General features: G+C 67.9%; 14 protein-coding genes. 10 read left to right on the plus strand and 4 right to left on the minus strand.

What is annotated here, in order from left to right; genetic code table 11:
• Positions 1-250 precede the first annotated feature (250 nt).
• Complete coding sequence (locus E1218_RS14000) at positions 251-1114, minus strand: LysR family transcriptional regulator (protein ID WP_132320070.1); 864 nt, start codon at positions 1112-1114, stop codon at positions 251-253.
• Between the two features lie 94 nt (positions 1115-1208).
• Between E1218_RS14000 and E1218_RS14005 the strand changes: the two genes are divergently transcribed.
• From E1218_RS14005 to E1218_RS14015, 3 genes are all read left to right on the plus strand, one after another.
• Positions 1209-1859: a dihydrofolate reductase family protein gene (locus E1218_RS14005; RefSeq protein ID WP_132320072.1), complete on the plus strand. Its 651-nt coding sequence runs from the start codon at positions 1209-1211 to the stop codon at positions 1857-1859.
• 26 nt (positions 1860-1885) lie between these two features.
• A complete protein-coding gene (gene rarD, locus E1218_RS14010; protein ID WP_233712215.1) occupies positions 1886-2845 on the plus strand; it encodes an EamA family transporter RarD in 960 nt (319 codons plus the stop codon).
• Positions 2846-3170: 325 nt separating this feature from the next.
• Positions 3171-4163 carry a TerC/Alx family metal homeostasis membrane protein gene (locus E1218_RS14015; RefSeq protein WP_132320074.1) on the plus strand — a complete coding sequence of 331 codons (993 nt, stop codon included), beginning with the start codon at positions 3171-3173 and terminating at the stop codon, positions 4161-4163.
• Here E1218_RS14015 and E1218_RS14020 read toward each other — a convergent pair.
• On the minus strand, positions 4147-5394 hold the full coding sequence (locus E1218_RS14020) for an MFS transporter (protein WP_132320076.1): 1248 nt from the start codon (positions 5392-5394) through the stop codon (positions 4147-4149). The two genes, E1218_RS14015 and E1218_RS14020, sit on opposite strands and share 17 nt — an antisense overlap.
• Before the next feature lie 356 nt (positions 5395-5750).
• On the opposite strand from E1218_RS14020, the gene E1218_RS14025 reads away from it, so the two are divergent.
• The 6 genes from E1218_RS14025 (at position 5751) to E1218_RS14050 (ending at position 13803) form a co-directional block, all read left to right on the plus strand.
• Entirely contained in the window at positions 5751-6500 is a 750-nt protein-coding gene (locus E1218_RS14025; RefSeq protein ID WP_132320078.1) for an SDR family NAD(P)-dependent oxidoreductase, read from the plus strand.
• 359 nt (positions 6501-6859) lie between these two features.
• A complete protein-coding gene (locus E1218_RS14030) occupies positions 6860-7858 on the plus strand; it encodes an ABC transporter permease (protein ID WP_132320080.1) in 999 nt (332 codons plus the stop codon).
• Positions 7855-8796: a carbohydrate ABC transporter permease gene (locus E1218_RS14035; RefSeq protein ID WP_132320082.1), complete on the plus strand. Its 942-nt coding sequence runs from the start codon at positions 7855-7857 to the stop codon at positions 8794-8796. Before E1218_RS14030 ends, E1218_RS14035 begins: the two co-directional genes overlap by 4 nt.
• Before the next feature lie 20 nt (positions 8797-8816).
• A complete protein-coding gene (locus E1218_RS14040; protein ID WP_132320084.1) occupies positions 8817-10478 on the plus strand; it encodes a type 2 periplasmic-binding domain-containing protein in 1662 nt (553 codons plus the stop codon).
• 4 nt (positions 10479-10482) lie between these two features.
• A complete protein-coding gene (locus tag E1218_RS14045; protein ID WP_132320086.1) occupies positions 10483-12765 on the plus strand; it encodes a glycoside hydrolase family 95 protein in 2283 nt (760 codons plus the stop codon).
• Positions 12766-12789: 24 nt separating this feature from the next.
• Positions 12790-13803, plus strand: coding sequence for an ABC transporter substrate-binding protein (locus tag E1218_RS14050; RefSeq protein WP_132320088.1), 1014 nt, complete (start codon positions 12790-12792; stop codon positions 13801-13803).
• Between the two features lie 574 nt (positions 13804-14377).
• Here the strand turns inward: E1218_RS14050 and E1218_RS14055 are convergent.
• Positions 14378-14992, minus strand: a complete 615-nt coding sequence (locus tag E1218_RS14055; protein WP_132320090.1) for a hypothetical protein — start codon at positions 14990-14992, stop codon at positions 14378-14380.
• Between the two features lie 151 nt (positions 14993-15143).
• On the opposite strand from E1218_RS14055, the gene E1218_RS14060 reads away from it, so the two are divergent.
• Positions 15144-16139 carry an endonuclease/exonuclease/phosphatase family protein gene (locus E1218_RS14060; RefSeq protein ID WP_132320092.1) on the plus strand — a complete coding sequence of 332 codons (996 nt, stop codon included), beginning with the start codon at positions 15144-15146 and terminating at the stop codon, positions 16137-16139.
• Here the strand turns inward: E1218_RS14060 and E1218_RS14065 are convergent.
• The gene (locus E1218_RS14065; protein WP_132320094.1) at positions 16063-16383 is read right to left on the minus strand and encodes a response regulator; all 321 of its coding nucleotides are present in this window, start codon (positions 16381-16383) and stop codon (positions 16063-16065) included. The two genes, E1218_RS14060 and E1218_RS14065, sit on opposite strands and share 77 nt — an antisense overlap.
• Positions 16384-16600 lie beyond the last annotated feature (217 nt).

The raw sequence follows: 16600 nt of genomic DNA on the forward strand, positions 1-16600 counted from the left end.
TACTGTCGTTGAGGCCGTACACCATGACGAAGTCGGTGCGCAGATCGATCGACTCGTCGTACGGCGCCTGCTCCTGGAAGCCGGTCGCCTCCCGGTGCTTGTCGGTGGTGCGGTCGTCTCCGGCGTTGCTGCTCGTCATACGCCCTTCCCGTCTCCTCGACTGCCGTCAACCCTTGCCGCTCCCGGTCGGCGAACGCCAGTACGGCGTCAGGAACTGGACAGTCACATCCTCGGAACCGTTGTCGGCGCCTCAGCGGGCGGCGTTCTGGAGGGCTTCGATCAGGGCGGTGGTGGCGGGCGGGTCCGGCGGTTCGCCGTAGGTGACGGCGAAGAGCTGGCGGCGGTAGTTGGGCACCTCGGTGGCCTGGATGCCGGGGTGGCGGTGGGCCTGGAGGGCGAGGCCGGGAATGGTGGCGACGCCGATGCCGGCGGCGACGAAGGCCTGGACGACGACGATCTCGTCGCTCAGCGACGCGATCCGCGGCGTGACGCCTTCCTGCCGGCAGACGGTGACCAGTTCTTCCTGGCATCGTTCGCAGCCGCCGATCCACGCGGAGTCGCGGTGGTTGGCGATGCTGTCGTCGGGTTGCAGGCTGAGGAGATAGATCGAGTCGTAGCCGACGTGGGTGAGGCGGAAGCCGTCCTGTTCTTGCGGGGCGTCGGCGTACCGGAAGATGAGGGCGACGTCGATCTCGCCGTGCCGCAGCGACTGCAGGGCCTCGACGGGGTGGCGCTCGATCAGGTTCAGCTCGAGCGCCGGGTGGTCCTCGGCCAACGCGGTGGCCGCGCGCGGAACGAGCGTGCTCAGCGCGGACGCGTTGGCGGCCAGCCGGACCCGGCCGGCCTGCAACCCGACGTGGGCGGCCAGTTCCGTGGTCGCCGCTTCGATGCGTCCGATGATCTCGGCTGCGCGGTTGGCGAGCAGTTCTCCTTCGGGAGTCAACCGGATGCCACGGCCGACACGCTGGACGAGCTTGACGCCGGTGGCCGCTTCCAGGCGGGACAGATGATGGCTCACCGACGGCTGGGAGTAGTGCAGCTCTCTGGCCGCTTCGGTCACGGACCCGTAGCGCGCCACCGTGGCGAGAACCTTGAGCTGGACTGGGCTGAGCATAAATCAAGAATATCAATGTGTTCCTGGAGAAATTGGCATTAGACGTCATCTGTCGGCCGTTCCATGCTGGGTGCAAAGCCCACCAGGAGGAACGATGAGCAAGCTCAAGTGCCATATCTCGATCTCGCTGGACGGTTACGTCGCCGGCCCGAACCAGAGCGTGCAGAACCCGCTCGGCGAGGGTGGCGAGAGCCTGCACGACTGGGTGGTCCCGCTGGCCACCTGGCGCGAGTCCCACGGCAAGGAAGGCGGCGAGGAGAACGAGAGCGCCCGGGTCGTCGAGGAGGTCCGGGAGAACATCGGTGCCGCGGTGATGGGCCGGGGCATGTTCGGCCCGATCGGCGGCGGCGACTGGAACGACGCCGAGGAGTGGAAGGGCTGGTGGGGCGACGACCCGCCGTACCACTATCCGGTGTTCGTCGTCACGCATCACCCGCGGGAGTCCGTGGAGATGGCCGGCGGTACGACGTACCACTTCGTCACCGACGGGATCGAGTCCGCGCTCGACCAGGCGAAGAAGGCCGCCGGCGGCAAGGACGTGATGTTGTGGGGCGGCGGCAACGTCGTGCAGCAGTATCTGGCGGCGGGGTTGCTGGACGAGCTCGAGTTGCACGTCGTCCCGCTGCTGCTCGGCGGCGGTTCGCGCATCTTCGGTGAATCCGGGGCCGCGAACGTGCGGCTCGAACAGGTGCGGGCCGTGGAGGCGCCCGGCGTCACCCACCTGAAGTACCGGGTCGTGAAGTGAGCTGACGAGACGGAGGGAGAACCCAGATGCCTGCGCCTACCCCGACAGCCGGATCGCCGGTTCGGGTGCCCGGCTCGGACGAGCACGAGTCGATGAACCGAGGTCTGCTCTACGGTGCGGCGACGTACGGGATCTGGGGTCTGCTTCCGCTCTACTGGCGTCTGCTCGACAACGCCGGCGCGGTCGAAGTACTCGCGCACCGGTTCGTCTGGACGCTCGGGATCATCGCGTTGCTGCTCCGGGTACGGCCACGCGCCGGCTGGTGGCGGGAGCTCCGGCAGCGTCCGGCCGCGCTGAAGCTTCTCGCCGCGGCCGCGGTGATCATCGCCGTCAACTGGTACCTCTACATCTGGGGCGTCAACCACGAGCGGGTGGTGGAGACGTCGCTCGGCTACTTCATCAGCCCGCTCATCACGGTTCTGGTCGGCGTCGTGCTGTTCCGCGAACGGCTGCGGCGACCACAGTGGTTCGCGCTCGGCCTGGCCGCGCTCGCGGTGGCGTGGCTGACGCTCGACTACGGACAGGTGCCGTGGGTGGCGGTCGGGCTGGCGCTCAGCTTCGCGGCGTACGGCGTCCTGAAGAAGAAGGCGGCCACCGGAGCAGTCGAAAGCCTCGCCGTCGAAGCGACGATCATCCTGCCGGTCGTCCTCGGCTACCTGGTCTGGCTGGACCTCGTCGGTCGCGCCACCTTCATCCACGCCGGCTGGACGACTACCCTCCTCCTCATCGCCGCCGGCCCCGCCACCGCGATTCCCCTCCTCTTCTTCGCCGGCGCGGTCACGCGGATCCCACTCACCTACCTGGGCCTGCTGCAGTACCTGACGCCGTCCGTCCAATTCGCCCTCGGCGTCTTCGTCTTCGCCGAACCCATGCCCCCCGAACGCCTGGCCGGCTTCGCCCTCATCTGGACCGCGCTCACGATCTTCACCGGCGAGAACCTGCACCACTTGAAAACCCTCCGGCGCAGGGCGCCCGTCACCCCGTGACCACGACAGCACGAACGGGGGATGGGCGCCGGCGGAGCGGGTGAGGCTGCAGGGAGACCGTGCACCTGGCGTGCAGCCAGTATCCGGTATACGATCTGATGGTTGTATTGGTGCTGGATATAGTTGCTGTGTTGTGGAGGGGAGTATTCCTCTCGGGTGCGCGAGCCCCGGCGCCCCGACAGCGGCAGTGTCGTCATCACGGGAGGCCCGGGCGGCCGAACCGGTGCTGCCGGCCCGGGTGATCGCCGGCCGATCGCCCGGGCGGAAGAGACCTCCGGGCCAAGCTGTTCATGCCGTCGTCCGGAGGTTCGCCATGGTCTCTGTCATGCCCCCTGCCGTCTGGGTGCTCACGATCGCCGGATTGCTGGCGATCGTCGCATTCGACCTGATCGTGATCGCGCGGCGGGATCACTCGGTGACGATCAAGGACGCGACCCGGTGGGTGTTGTTCTACGTCGGCCTGGCGGGGATGTTCGCCGTGGGCTTGTTCCTGTTCGCGCCGGGGCCGAGGACGACCGGCGGCGAGTTCGTGGCGGGCTACATCACCGAGTACAGCCTGAGCGTGGACAACCTGTTCGTCTTCGTGATCATCATGGCCAGGTTCGCCGTTCCGGGTCTGGCGCAGGACAAGGTGCTCTACGTCGGCATCGTGGTGTCGATGGTGCTGCGCGCGGTCTTCATCCTGGCAGGCGCGGCGGCGATCGCGGCCGCGAGCTGGGTGTTCTACATCTTCGGCGCGTTCCTGGTGTACACCGCGGTCCGCCTGGCGCTCGAGGGGGACGACGGCGGCACAGACTTCCAGGAGAACGCCGTACTGCGGGGCATGCGCCGCATCCTTCCGCTGTCGCACGACTACGACGGCGCGAAGCTGACGACGCGCGTCGACGGCCGGCGGATGGTGACGCCGCTGGTGATCGTGATCTCCGCGATCGGGATGGCGAACGTGATCTTCGCGCTTGACTCGATCCCGGCGATCTTCGGGCTCACCCAGGACGCCTACATCGTGCTGACCGCCAACGCGTTCGCGCTGATGGGCCTGCGGCAGTTGTACTTCCTCATCGGCGGGCTGCTGGAACGGATCATCTACCTGAACGTCGGGCTGTCGGTGATCCTCGCGTTCATCGGCGTGAAGCTGATCATCGAGGCCCTGCACGGTTCGCACATCGACGACATCGGCGCCATCCACCTGCCGCACATCGGCATCCTCACGTCGCTCGGTTGCATCGCCGGCACCTTGTTCCTCACCGCGGTTGCCAGTCTGGTCAAGTCGACGTACGACCGTCGCCGGGTCGAGGTCCGGGTCAGGCCGGAAGACTGACGTCCTCGCGGGCCGGCCGCAGCCGCAGGTACAGCAGGGGGATCGGGGTGAGGATGAGGCCGGACACGAGCAGGGCCGCGCGCAGTGACGAGCGCCCGACCGCGCCGAGCGGGGGACCGCCGACGACCTGACCGATCGCGTTCGCCTGCGACACCATCGAAATCACCGTCGCGCGGGACCGCGAGTCGACGTGCCGGTTCAGCCACGCGGACTCGATCGGCCAGGACAGGGTGCCGGTGATCGTCCGCAGCCACATCGCGGCCAGCGCCGGCCAGAGGTGGTCGAGCAACGCGAACGCGATCACGCCGGCCACCTGCAGGAGGCTGAGCAGCGCGAGGATGCCGTTCGGATGCGCGGCGCTGAGCCGATCCGGCGACAGCCGGTTCAGGATCAGCGAGGTCACCAGCGACAGGAGCGTGCCGACCAGGGTGATCACCGCGAACCAGAAGGCCGGGTCCGACGTGCCGAAGGTCGTCGGGAAGTCGAACTCGAGGATCTTCACCGACCACAACCGGTCGAACGCCTCGCTGGACAGACCGGAGATCAGGCTGATCAGCACCAGCATCCGTACGACGGGACGCCGCCGGGCGACCGCGAGTCCGTGCTTGAACGTCTGGCCCATCTGCCGGAACGTCTCGCGCTCGGCCTTCGGCGTCCGGTGGAAGTTGTCCTCGCGCATGAACGCGGCGAGCACCAGCGCCAGCAGGATCATCCCGGCGCCCGACAAGGTCAGCGGCAGCGGCAGGCTGACCAGTCCGAGCGCGCCGGCGCCGACGGTGCCGGCGATCGTCGCGAACAGACCGATCTGCTGACGGCGGACGAACACCGAGCCCGCCCGCTCGGCGCCGATCTCGTCGGTGATCCAGGCCTGGTCGGCGCCGGAGGTGAAGGTGAAGCCGACACCCCAGAGCACCTGTGCGGCCAGGATCGCCAGGAAGGCCGGCACGAGCCCCTGCAGCAGGAAGCCGGCGCCGATCAGGACGAAGCCGATGATGATGGACAGCCGGCGGCTGTACAGGTCGGCGACGATCCCGGTCGGCACCTCGAACAGGAAGCAGGCGAGCTCGAGAGTGGTCCCGACCAGGACCATCTGGAGCGGGTCCAGGCCGGCGTCGCGGACGTAGTACACCATGCTGAGCGTGAAGGTCAGCGCGGAGAAGAACGCCCAGGCGCCGTTGTAGGAGTAGTAGGTCCGGACCGGATCGGCCGACCGGAACGCGGGCAGAGACATCGTGAATGCTCCCGGGAAGCGTGTGCGGACATGACGAAGCGCGACCCGGGCTACAGGTCAAACGCTTGACGTGACGCACGACGGCGGCGCACCCGCGGGTGCGCGGCGGAGTGCGCTTTCAGGAGCGACGTTGCATGGCGTCAGGGTAGGGACGATCCGGCGAGTCCGCCTCCGATTTACCCGGCCACGAGTGGTGATCGGAGGTACCATCGGTAGTGCCTGGCCCGGCCGTTCCCCCGTGATGGTCGGGTCAGGTTCTTCATCGTCGGGTCAGGTTCTTCGCGCCCCGATGTAGAGGATCGCCGGCCGGCTCCGTCGCCCTTGAGACAGTCGGTACCGGCGAGAGGATCTGCATCATGCTGCTCGAGAACAAGACCGCGATCGTGTACGGCGGCGGCGGCGCGATGGGCGGTGCGATCGCCCGGTCATTCGCCGCCGAGGGCGCGACCGTCCACCTGGCCGGCCGGAGTCCGGCGAAGCTCGAGAAGGTCGCCGCGGACATCACCGCCGCCGGTGGTACCGCGTCCGTGGCCGTCGTCGACGCGTACGACGCCGACTCGGTGAACGAGCACGTGGCGTCGATCGCGGGCCGGATCGACATCGCGTTCAACGCGGTGAGCGTGCGGGTGAAGCAGGACGTCCCGCTGGTCGACCTCTCGGTCGACGAGTTCGTGCAGCCGGTCGAGGACGCGGCCCGGACCAACTTCGTCACCGCGACCGCCGTCGCCCGGCGGATGATCGAGCAGCGCGGCGGCGTACTGATGATGCTGTCCTCGTCGGCGGCCCGCGAGTCCGGTGCCGACTTCGAGATGGGCGGCTTCAGCCTGGCCTGCGCGTCGATCGAGTGTCTGGTCCGGACGATGGCCGGCGAGGTCGGCAAGTACGGCGTACGCGTCGTCGCTCTCCGCCCGAACTTCACCCCGGACACCCACCCCGAGTGGGACATCCCCGAGGACGGTCTCGACCACCTGCTCAAGGGCACGGCGCTCGGCCGCCTGCCGCGCAAGGCCGAGGTCGGTGCCACCGCCGCGTTCGCCGCCTCCGACCACGCCGGCCCGATCACCGGCGCCGTCCTCAACCTCTCGTGTGGTGCGGTGGTGGACTAGCGGCGTCGCCTCACCCCGGCATCCGGTGGGGGTTGACAGCGGTGTGCCCGGGCGGGTTGACTGCGACATAGTTCACTAAGGAAATAAAAGCGGTACGGACCGGAGTCGGTGGCTCAGAACGACTCCGTCCGGGACTGCGGCCTGTCCGGATCCCGCGGGAAACCCGGCCGGGCCGGTTCGTGCTTCCTGCCGTTCGATTGCCTTAGGCAACGCGACGAAAGCCCTGTGGACAAAGGGATCTGAGCCGATCGGTCAAGGTCTGGTATCGGCCGGAGTGAGGCTCTTCCGCTGCCCGCGGTTGTGTGTCATCCTCCCGGAAGGACGACCCGAAATCCTATCGGATATTGGAAGGATGCGGAGTGAGCGCAACCCTGAAACCGGCCGCACCGCCGCCGGCTCCGGTACGGCGGGAGGCGGTGCAACCGACTCCGATTCCGCGCCCCAGCCGCCGGACCGCGGCCCGCCGCAGCCTGCGCCGGCACTGGCAGCTGTACCTGCTGGTCGTCGTACCGCTCGCGTACTTCGTGATTTTCAAGTACATCCCGATCGCGAACGCGGTGATCGCGTTCAAGAACTACACCCCTGTCAAGGGACCGTGGGGCAGCGACTGGGTCGGCTTGCGCAACTTCGAGCTGTTCTTCGCCAACCCGGTGTTCTGGACGCTGGTGAAGAACACCTTCATCCTCGCGGCCTACACCGTCCTGGCCAGCTTCCCGATTCCGATCATCCTGGCGATCGCGCTGAACGAGATCCGCAACGGCCGGTTCAAGAAGATCACCCAGCTGGTCACCTACGCGCCGTACTTCATCTCCACCGTCGTGGTGGTCTCGATGACGATCCTGGTGCTGTCACCGCGGCTCGGCTTCGTCAACGACGCGATCGGGCTGTTCGGTGTCCCGGCGGTCGACTTCCTCGGCAATCCGGACTACTTCCGGCACATCTACGTCTGGTCCGACGTCTGGCAGACCACCGGGTACTCCGCCGTCATCTACCTGGCCGCGCTCGCCGGCATCGACCCGGCGTTGCACGAGTCGGCCACGATCGACGGCGCCACCCGGTTGCAGCGGATCTGGCACGTCGACCTGCCCGGCATCATGCCGACCGCGGTGATCATCCTGGTCCTCGGCGTCGGCAACATCATGTCGATCGGGTTCGAGAAAGCGTTCCTGCTGCAGAACCCGCTCAACCTCGCGCAGTCCGAGATCATCGCCACCTACGTCTACAAGACCGGTCTGCTGAACGGCGACTTCAGCATGGCGACCGCGATCGGGCTCTTCAACTCGGTGATCAACCTCTTCCTGCTGGTCGGCGTGAACTTCGCCGCCAAGCGCATCACCGGAAACGGACTCCGGTCATGACCATTTCCTTGCAGGGATCCCGCCGTACGACGCAACGGCCCGAGTCGGCCGTGATCGCGGAGACCCGGACCGACACGATCTTCCTGTTCGGCGTGAAGATCATGCTCTGGGTCGCGCTGATCCTGGTCGCGGTCCCGCTGATCTACATCGTCGCGAACTCGTTCAGCAGCGCGTCCGCGGTGAGCGCCGGCCGGGTGCTGCTGTGGCCGGTCGAGCCGAGTGTGCAGGCGTACAAGGTGGCCTTCGGCGATCCACAGATCATGCAGGGCTACCTCAACTCGTTCATCTACGCGATCGGCGGCACGCTGATCAGCGTCACGCTGACGATCGCGATCGCCTACCCGCTGTCGCGCCGGACCTTCTTCGGCCGCAACGTGATCATGAGCCTGCTGATCTTCACCATGCTGTTCTCCGGCGGCCTGATCCCGACCTACCTGGTGGTGCAGGACCTCGGGATGCTGAACACCCGGTGGGCGATGGTGATCCCGAGCGCGATCGGCGTCTGGCAGGTGATCATCGCGCGGACGTTCTTCCGCTCGACCATCCCGGACGAGCTGTACGAGGCCGCCACCATCGACGGTGCGAGCGACCTGCGGTTCCTCTGGTCGATCGTGCTGCCGTTGTCGAAGCCGGTGATCGCGGTGATCGCGCTGATGTACGCGATCTTCCAGTGGAACAGCTACTTCGACGCGCTCGTGTACCTGAAGGACCCGAGCCTGTACCCGTTGCAGATCGTGCTTCGCAACGTATTGATCCTGAACACGGTGACCGGAGGCTCGACCACCCAGAACCTGGCCCAGCAGCTCGAACAGCAACAGCTGGCCAACGTCCTCAAGTACGCGCTCATCGTCATCTCGAGCCTGCCCGTACTGATCATCTACCCGTTCGTCGCCCGCCACTTCACCAAGGGCGTGATGGTCGGCGCGGTCAAGGGATAACCGGAGAAAGGGAACAACGAATGCGCTCAACAGTGGGCATAGTCGCCGCGCTCGCGGTGGCCGGCACGCTCGCCCTCGCGGCGTGCAGCTCGGACAAGTCGGCGCAGGGGGCGGCGAACGAGACCTCGGCCGACGGCAAGGTCATCATCGACACCTTCACCCCGGCCGACCAGAACACCAACCTGGACACCAACCAGGTCACCAAGATCATGAGCGACAAGTTCAAGATCCAGTTCCGCTGGCAGACCACGACGTACGACGCCGGCCCGGCCAAGGAGAAGCGGCAGATCTCGCTGGCCAGCGGCGACTACCCGGACCTGTTTTTCCTGATCCCGTGGGTCGACGCGTTCACCCAGGCCGAGGTGCTCAAGCTCGGCCAGCAGGGCGTCGCCGTACCGCTGGAGGACCTGATCGAGGAGCACGCGCCGAACATCCAGAAGGCGCTCGACTCCAACAAGACGTACAAGGAGATGTCGACCGCGCCGGACGGTCACATCTACGCGCTGCCGCAGTGGGCCGACTGCTACCACTGCACCTATCCGGACAAGTTGTGGATCAACAGCGCCTGGCTGAAGAAGCTCGGCCTGCAGATGCCGAAGACCACCGAGGACCTGCGCAAAGTGCTGACCGCCTTCAAGACGCAGGACCCGAACGGCAACGGCAAGGCCGACGAGATCCCGATGACCACCGACGTCCAGGACAGCAGCCTGATCCCGTACCTGATGAACGCCTTCGCCTACGACCCGGTCGGCGCGAACAACGGGGTCCGGTCGCTGGTCACCCTGAACGGCGACGAGGTCGTCACGCCGGTGACGTCCGAGCAGTGGAAGGCGGGGCTGAAGTACATCAACTCTCTCTACCAGGAGGGGCTGATCGACCAGGCCGCGTTCACCCAGAACGCCGCCGCGCTGCAGGCGCAGGGCAACAACCCGAAGGCGGTCGTGCTCGGGGCGGTGCCGGTGCTGTGGCCGGGCATCTTCGTCCAGCTCGACTCCAAGGACGGCCGGGACAAGCAGTACGACGCGGTGCCGCCGCTGACCGGTCCCGAGGGCAAGAGCTACACCGGCCTGAACCACCCGACGTCGACCGGCTACACGTTCCTGCTGACCAACAAGGCCAGCAAGGAGGCCCAGGTCGCGGCGATCAAGATGCTGGACTACATCTACACCGACGAGGGCCAGATGACGACCAACATGGGCCCGGAGGGGGTCGGCTGGACCAAGCCGGGTCCGGGTGACATCGCGCTCGACGAGAAGGTCAAGCCGCTGTACAAGCCCAAGCAGGACGCGCCGAAGAACATCAACTGGGGTGCGCTCGGGCAGTACAACAACACCCTGGCCTACCGCAACGCCCAGGTCGTGCCCGCCGACATCTACACCGGCGCCGGCCTCGAACGGCGGCTGTTCCAGGCGACCAAGCTGTACGAGGGTCACGAGGACAAGGCGCAGTGGTTCCCGCAGACGTCGGTCTGGCCGGACCCGAGCCTCAGTGGTGAACTGGCCACGCTGCAGACGAACCTGAACAGTTACGTGAACCAGAACCAGCTGGCCTTCATCACCGGGTCGAAGAACATCGACGCCGAGTGGGACGCGTACGTGAAGGGCCTCGACAGCACCGGCATGAAGCGGTACCTCGAGATCCAGCAGCAGGCCTACGACAAGTACAAGTCCGGGAGCAAGTAAGTAGATGTCGCACGAACTGTGGTTCCACACCCCCGCCGCCGATTGGTTCGAAGCGTTGCCGCTGGGCAACGGCCACCTCGGCGCCAAGGTGTTCGGCCGGATCGCCGAGGAGCGGATCGTGCTCAACCTCGACGACGTCTGGTCGGGCGACGGCCCGCGCACGCTGACCGTGACGGACGGTCCGGCGGTGCTGGCCGACGTACGGCAGATGTTGCTGGACGAAGGTGATCAGCTGGCGGCGACGGAGCGGACGCGAGCCTTGCAGGGCCCGCTGGTCGAGTCGTACCAACCGCTCGCCGACCTGCTGATCCGCGCGACCGGGGAACCACAGGACTACCGACGAGGTCTGGACCTCCACACCGGGATCGCCGCCGTCGACTACACGGTCGACGGCGCGCGGTTCCGGCGGGAGACGTACGTGTCCACACCCGATCAGGTGATGGTGTGGACGATCACCGCCGACCGGCCGGGGTCGATCGACCTCGACCTCGAGCTGACGAGTCAGCATCCGGTCGAGGCGGAGGTTGCTGACGGCATCTATGGGGTCGTCGGTCACGCACCGTCCGATCTGACCATCGAGTACCGGCAGAGCCCGGACCCGATCCGGTACGAGGAAGGACGAGGGATCGGCTTCGGTGTCGCACTCCGTGCGATCAAGCAGAACGGCACGGCAACGGTGACGGATCAAGGCGTCGCCGTCCGCGGCGCCGACAGCCTGACCGTGGTGTTGTCAGCGGCCAGCACGTTCGCCGGCTGGAAGGTGTCCCCGGGACGGGATCCGCTGGTGGCGTTGCGCGAGGCGACCGCCGCGGTGAACGCGGTGTCCGTGGAGAAGCTTCGTGGGCGGCACCTGGACGATCACGTCTCGTTGTACGAGCGTGCCGAGCTGCGGCTCGGTGAGCCGGTGGACCTGCCGACCGATGAGCGGATCAGGTCGGTCGCTGCCGGCCGCAACGACCCGGACCTGGTCGCGCTGGCCGTCAACTTCGGTCGCTACCTGTTGATGGCGTCGTCCCGCCCCGGGACGCAGGCGGCCAACCTGCAAGGCATCTGGAACCAGGACCGCCGGCCGATGTGGGCCAGCGACTGGACCAACAACATCAACACCCAGATGAACTACTGGCCCGCCGACCTCACCGGTCTGGCAGAGTGCTTCCACCCGCTCACCGACCTGCTCGAGGGCCTGGCGGAGTCCGGCGCCGAGACCGCCCGGATCCTGTACGGCGCCCCGGGCTGGGTCTCCCACCACAACGCCGACATCTGGCGCGCGACCTGGCCGGTGGGCGACGGCGGCGACGACCCGGTGTGGTCGATGTGCGCGACGTGCGGCGTCTGGCTGACCGCGCACCTGATGGAGCACTACCGGTTCCAGCAGGACCAGGACTGGCTTCGCGACCGGGCGTACCCGCTGATCGCCGGTGCGGCCGAGTTCGTGCTGTGGATGCTGGTCGAGGACGGCGACGGCCGGCTGCAGTTCGTTCCCTCGACCGCGCCGGAGCACCACTTCGTGCTGCCGTCCGGCGAGAAGGCCTCGGTCGACCTCACCTCGACGTACGACAGCTGGCTCATCCGTGAACTGTTCGCCAACCTGGTCGAGGCGGAAGCAGCGTTGGGGCTCAGCTCGGAACTCGCCGCCCGCGCCGCCGCGGCTCGCGACCGGCTGCCCGGCATCCGCGTCACGCCGGACGGCCGGCTGCACGAGTGGCCGACCGACTGGCAACCCTCCGAGCCGCAGCATCGCCACCAGTCGCACCTCTACGGCCTCTACCCGGGTGCGGAGATCGACCCGGACCGTACGCCGGAGTGGGCCGCAGCCGCTCGTGCGTCGCTGGAGCTGCGGACTTCCGGGGCGACGAACGGCGGCTGGACCGCCGCTTGGCTGGTCGCGCTCTGGGCCCGGCTGTACGAGCCGGAGAAGGCGTCCGCGGTGATCGGCGACTACCTGAGCCGGCTCGTGTCGGACAACCTGTTGCACCGCGACGGCGACATCTTCCAGATCGACGCCAACTTCGGCATGACCGGCTGCATTCCCGAGCTGCTGATCCAGAGTCACACCGACACGATCCGGCTGCTTCCCGCGCTGCCGGCGGACTGGCCGGACGGCTCGTTCCGCGGATTGCGGGCTCGGGGCGGGTTGTCGTTCGACGTCACCTGGCGGGACGGTCGCATCACGGCGGCGACCGTTCGGGCCGCGCGCTCCGGTACGCACCGGATCGCGGTGGCCGGGGACTTGGTGACGGTCACGCTCACGGCGGGTGAACAGCTGGATCTAATTAGGGCAGCCTAACCACTGCTATGTAGGCTCAGGTTCGTGAAAACTCGCATCGTCATAGTCGTTACGGCTGCCCTGCTCGTCCTGGCCGGATGTGGTGGCAACGACACCACGACCACCGACGCAGGTGTCGGCGACACCGAGGTGGCGACCGGCGGACGGTTGTTCAAGACCGCCGACGAGGAGACCGCCAAGCTCGGCTCGGACGCGCAACCGGGCGCCTTCCCGAGGACGGTGAAGCACGCGCTCGGCGAGACCACGCTGGCGAAGAAGCCCGAGCGGATCGTCGTCCTGGACAGCGGTGAGCTCGACGACGTGCTCGCGCTCGGCCGCACGCCGGTCGGGATGGCGACGACCGCGGGGCAGGCCGGCGTGCCGTCGTACCTGGCGGACAAGGCGCAGGGGATCAAGACCGTCGGCGGGATCAGCGAGCTGAACCTGGAGGCGATCGCGGCGCTGACCCCGGACCTGATCCTCGGCAGCAAGTTGCGGGCGAACGACCTGTACGACAAGCTCAGCGCGATCGCGCCGACGGTGATGAGCATCCGGCCCGGGTTCCCGTGGAAGGAGAACTTCCTGCTGGTCGCGGACTCGGTCGGCGAGGAGACCAGGGCTGACGAGATCCTGAACGACTACCAGGAGCGCGCCGACGAGGTGAAGTCGAAGGTCGAGGGGTCGCCGACGATCTCGCTGGTCCGGTTCCGGCCGGCGGAGATCCGGCTGTACGGCAACCTGTCGTTCATCGGCGTGATCCTGAAGGACATCGGGCTGCCGCGGCCGAAGATCCAGGACGTGCAGGACCTGGCGGTCGAGGTGTCGCAGGAGAACATCTCGAAGGCCGACGGTGACTGGATTTTCTACTCCAGCTACGGGAAGCCGGAGACCACCGCCGAGAATGTCGTTGTCAACGGCAACCTGTGGAAGGCGCTGTCGGCGGTGAAGAACGGCATGGTGGCCCGCGTCGACGACGAGGTCTGGTTCCTCGGTCTCGGCCCGCTCGGTGCCCTGGACGTCCTCACGGATCTGGAGAAGCTGCTCGGCACCAAGGGCTGAAAGCTCCCCGCCCCTTCGCTGCGCTCGGGTGCGGGAGGAAAGGCGCCCCGGCGAGTGCTGCTGGGGCCGGACAGAACGCCCGCCCGGCTGACACTGTGCGCGGAGCGCCGGGCACGTTGGCGGTGAGGCGGAACGAGCGCGTCCGGCCTGACCACGCATGTCCGGCCTGACCGCGCCCATCGCACCGGTGGTCATGCGGAGACCGCACCCAGCCGGTGGTCGGACGGAGCGCCCGCAGGCTGATCGCCGCTCCGTGCCGGCTCCGATAGGTGGACCCACGAGGGTGTGGGTTCAACAACCGGACTCCGGTGAGCCAACCCACAGTCTGGTGGGTCAGCCCATCGAACGGCGGACCGGACCGGCGAGCCATCCACTCCCGTCGGTCAGCCAACGAGACGGCGGGTTGGCTAACGGGATTCCGGTTGGCCAACCCGTCGTGGGGTGGGTCAGCCCACCGGATGCGCGGGGTGCGAGTGGCGGAGCGGCCGGTTGGTGGTGGGGTGGTTGCGCGGCGAGCTCCCGGTCGGGTGGCGACTGATTCGCCGGCCGTGAGCACCTCCGAGGTACCCCGGGTTCAGTCCGGGACGCGGCCTCGGTTGGTTACCTGGACGTGGGGGGCGTGGCGGGCTACGGCGGTGACCAGAGTGTCGTACGGGAGGGGTTTTCCGAGGATCTCGACGGTGCCGGGCCACTGTTTCGACGGCCCCCACGCCTTGGAGTTGCGGGGTAGGGCCTCGTCGTCGTACAGGAGGACGACGAGGTACGGGTGCCACGCTTCCGCGCCCTCGGTGTCGACCTCGCGCCGCTCGACCCGGCAGATGCCGCGCACCTCGCTCCACGGGACGGTGCGCGGCTGCTCGCCGCCGAGGTAGACGCCGGCCTCGTCGATCGACAGCAGGACGTCGTCCCGGCCGCCCTCGTGCCGTTCCTCGGCGGTCGTCACCAGACCGACCAGCAGCAGCACCGGCAGACCGACCGCGAAGATCAGCGGCATCCCGCCCCACGACAGCCAGACCGCCTCCAGCGGCTCGCGGACCGGCTCGTCCTCGACCACCGCGACCAGTACGGCGACCAGCGTGAGCAGCACCATCAGCCCGAACACGAGGGTGCCGAGGTACAGCATCGTCTTCGTCGTGCCGAGCCCGCGGCGCTTCACGACGAACGGCTCGGTGGTCTGCTCGGGCGGCATACCGGCATTGTCGGGTGCATCCGCCGTACGCACCAGCGCACTCACGGAACGCTGATCAATTCGTCCCGACCCGGTCGTCCGTAGGGATGAAATACCGTGTTCGGCCCGGCGCGGACTTTGGTCCGAACCGGGTGTCCGCAACAATCGCTGCATGCCGGACCGCCAGACCGCCGTCGCCTCCCGGAAGCCGCCGACGCGCACCACGACCCGCCGGCGCCGCCAGGGGAGCCGGTGGCGCCGTGGCTGGACGATCGCCGTCCTCGCCGTCCTGTCCGCGATGACGCTGCTGTTCCACCGCTGGGTGCCGAACTCGTTCGGCAACCTGGGCAGCCTGCTCGACACGTTCCTGCCCTGGGTCGGCCTCGCCGTACCGGTGCTCGCAGTAGCGGCGCTGTTCCGCCGGTCCGCCATCGCTGGGGTCGCGTTGCTGCTGCCCGCGGTGGTCTGGGGCTTGATGTTCGGCAACCTGCTGATCCCGGGCAAGGGCGGCGGTGCCTACGACCTGCGCGTCCTGTCGCATAACGTCGACGCGGCCAACCCCGATCCGGAGCGGACCGCGCGGGACCTGCTCGCGGCGGACGCCGACGTGCTCGCGCTCGAGGAGATCACCGCGGCGGACATGAAGGTGTACAAGGCGGCGTTCGCCGACGAGTACCCGTACGAGGTCTCCCGGGACACGGTCGCGCTCTGGTCGAAGTACCCGGTGGCCGAGAGCAAGTCGGTCGACGTCGGCTTCGACTGGACGCGTGCGCTGCGTGCCGAGGTCAGTACGCCGGCGGGCAAGGTGGCGGTGTACGTCGCCCACCTGGCCTCGGTCCGGGTCGGCACCGGTGGCTTCACCTCCGATCAGCGCAACGACACCATCAAGGCCCTCGGCCGGCAGATCGCCGACGAGCAGCTGAACGGCGTGATCGTGATGGGCGACTTCAACGGGACGGCGAACGACCGCAGCCTGGCCCCGCTGACCGCCGGACTGCGGTCGGCGCAGGGAGCGTCCGGGCACGGGTTCGGGTTCACCTGGCCGGCGCAGTTCCCGATGGCGCGGATCGACCACATCATGGTGCGCGGTGTCACCCCGACGAAGGCCTGGGTGATGAGCTCGACCGGCAGCGACCACCGCCCTGTCGTCGCCGAGGTGCGGGTCTAGGGCACGTCTCCGCGTCCTGGGTCAGGTAGCCCCGGGCGCCGGCCCGGAGGGCCGTGGCGATCGAGTCGTCATCGGCGTACGGCGTGAGCACCAGGACCGCGACGCCCGGGAAGCCGGCGGTGATCCGGGCGGTCGCCCGTACGCCGTCGAGGACCGGCATCCGGAGGTCCATCAGCACGACGTCGACGTTGCCTTTAGCAACTAGGTCGACCGCTTCGACGCCGTTCGCGGCCGCACCTGTCACCTTGGCCGCTCTCCCCGTGCAGGGTCAACCGCCCCGGCTTCCGCGACATCACCCCCGCAGCCTAGGCAGCGGAGACCGGCAGGCGGACCATCCAACGGTGGAGATCTGGGTCGGAGGCATGCCGCTGGGCACCTCATGTCGGAGGAGGAGCGGGTCGGCGCGCTTGTGCCGCACGACAGGAGTAACGTTCCCCACCGGTAACACCACGATGCGTCAC

The organism is Kribbella turkmenica (assembly GCF_004348725.1).
Lineage (GTDB): Bacteria > Actinomycetota > Actinomycetes > Propionibacteriales > Kribbellaceae > Kribbella > Kribbella turkmenica.

Bases quoted from the DNA above. Each gene is read 5' to 3' on its own strand.
- E1218_RS14000 (WP_132320070.1), bottom strand. From the start codon at position 1,114: ATGCTCAGCCCAGTCCAGCTCAAGGTTCTCGCCACGGTGGCGCGCTAC.
- E1218_RS14005 (WP_132320072.1), top strand. From the start codon at position 1,209: ATGAGCAAGCTCAAGTGCCATATCTCGATCTCGCTGGACGGTTACGTC.
- rarD (WP_233712215.1), top strand. From the start codon at position 1,886: ATGCCTGCGCCTACCCCGACAGCCGGATCGCCGGTTCGGGTGCCCGGC.
- E1218_RS14015 (WP_132320074.1), top strand. From the start codon at position 3,171: ATGCCCCCTGCCGTCTGGGTGCTCACGATCGCCGGATTGCTGGCGATC.
- E1218_RS14020 (WP_132320076.1), bottom strand. From the start codon at position 5,394: ATGTCTCTGCCCGCGTTCCGGTCGGCCGATCCGGTCCGGACCTACTAC.
- E1218_RS14025 (WP_132320078.1), top strand. From the start codon at position 5,751: ATGCTGCTCGAGAACAAGACCGCGATCGTGTACGGCGGCGGCGGCGCG.
- E1218_RS14035 (WP_132320082.1), top strand. From the start codon at position 7,855: ATGACCATTTCCTTGCAGGGATCCCGCCGTACGACGCAACGGCCCGAG.
- E1218_RS14040 (WP_132320084.1), top strand. From the start codon at position 8,817: ATGCGCTCAACAGTGGGCATAGTCGCCGCGCTCGCGGTGGCCGGCACG.
- E1218_RS14045 (WP_132320086.1), top strand. From the start codon at position 10,483: ATGTCGCACGAACTGTGGTTCCACACCCCCGCCGCCGATTGGTTCGAA.
- E1218_RS14055 (WP_132320090.1), bottom strand. From the start codon at position 14,992: ATGCCGCCCGAGCAGACCACCGAGCCGTTCGTCGTGAAGCGCCGCGGG.
- E1218_RS14060 (WP_132320092.1), top strand. From the start codon at position 15,144: ATGCCGGACCGCCAGACCGCCGTCGCCTCCCGGAAGCCGCCGACGCGC.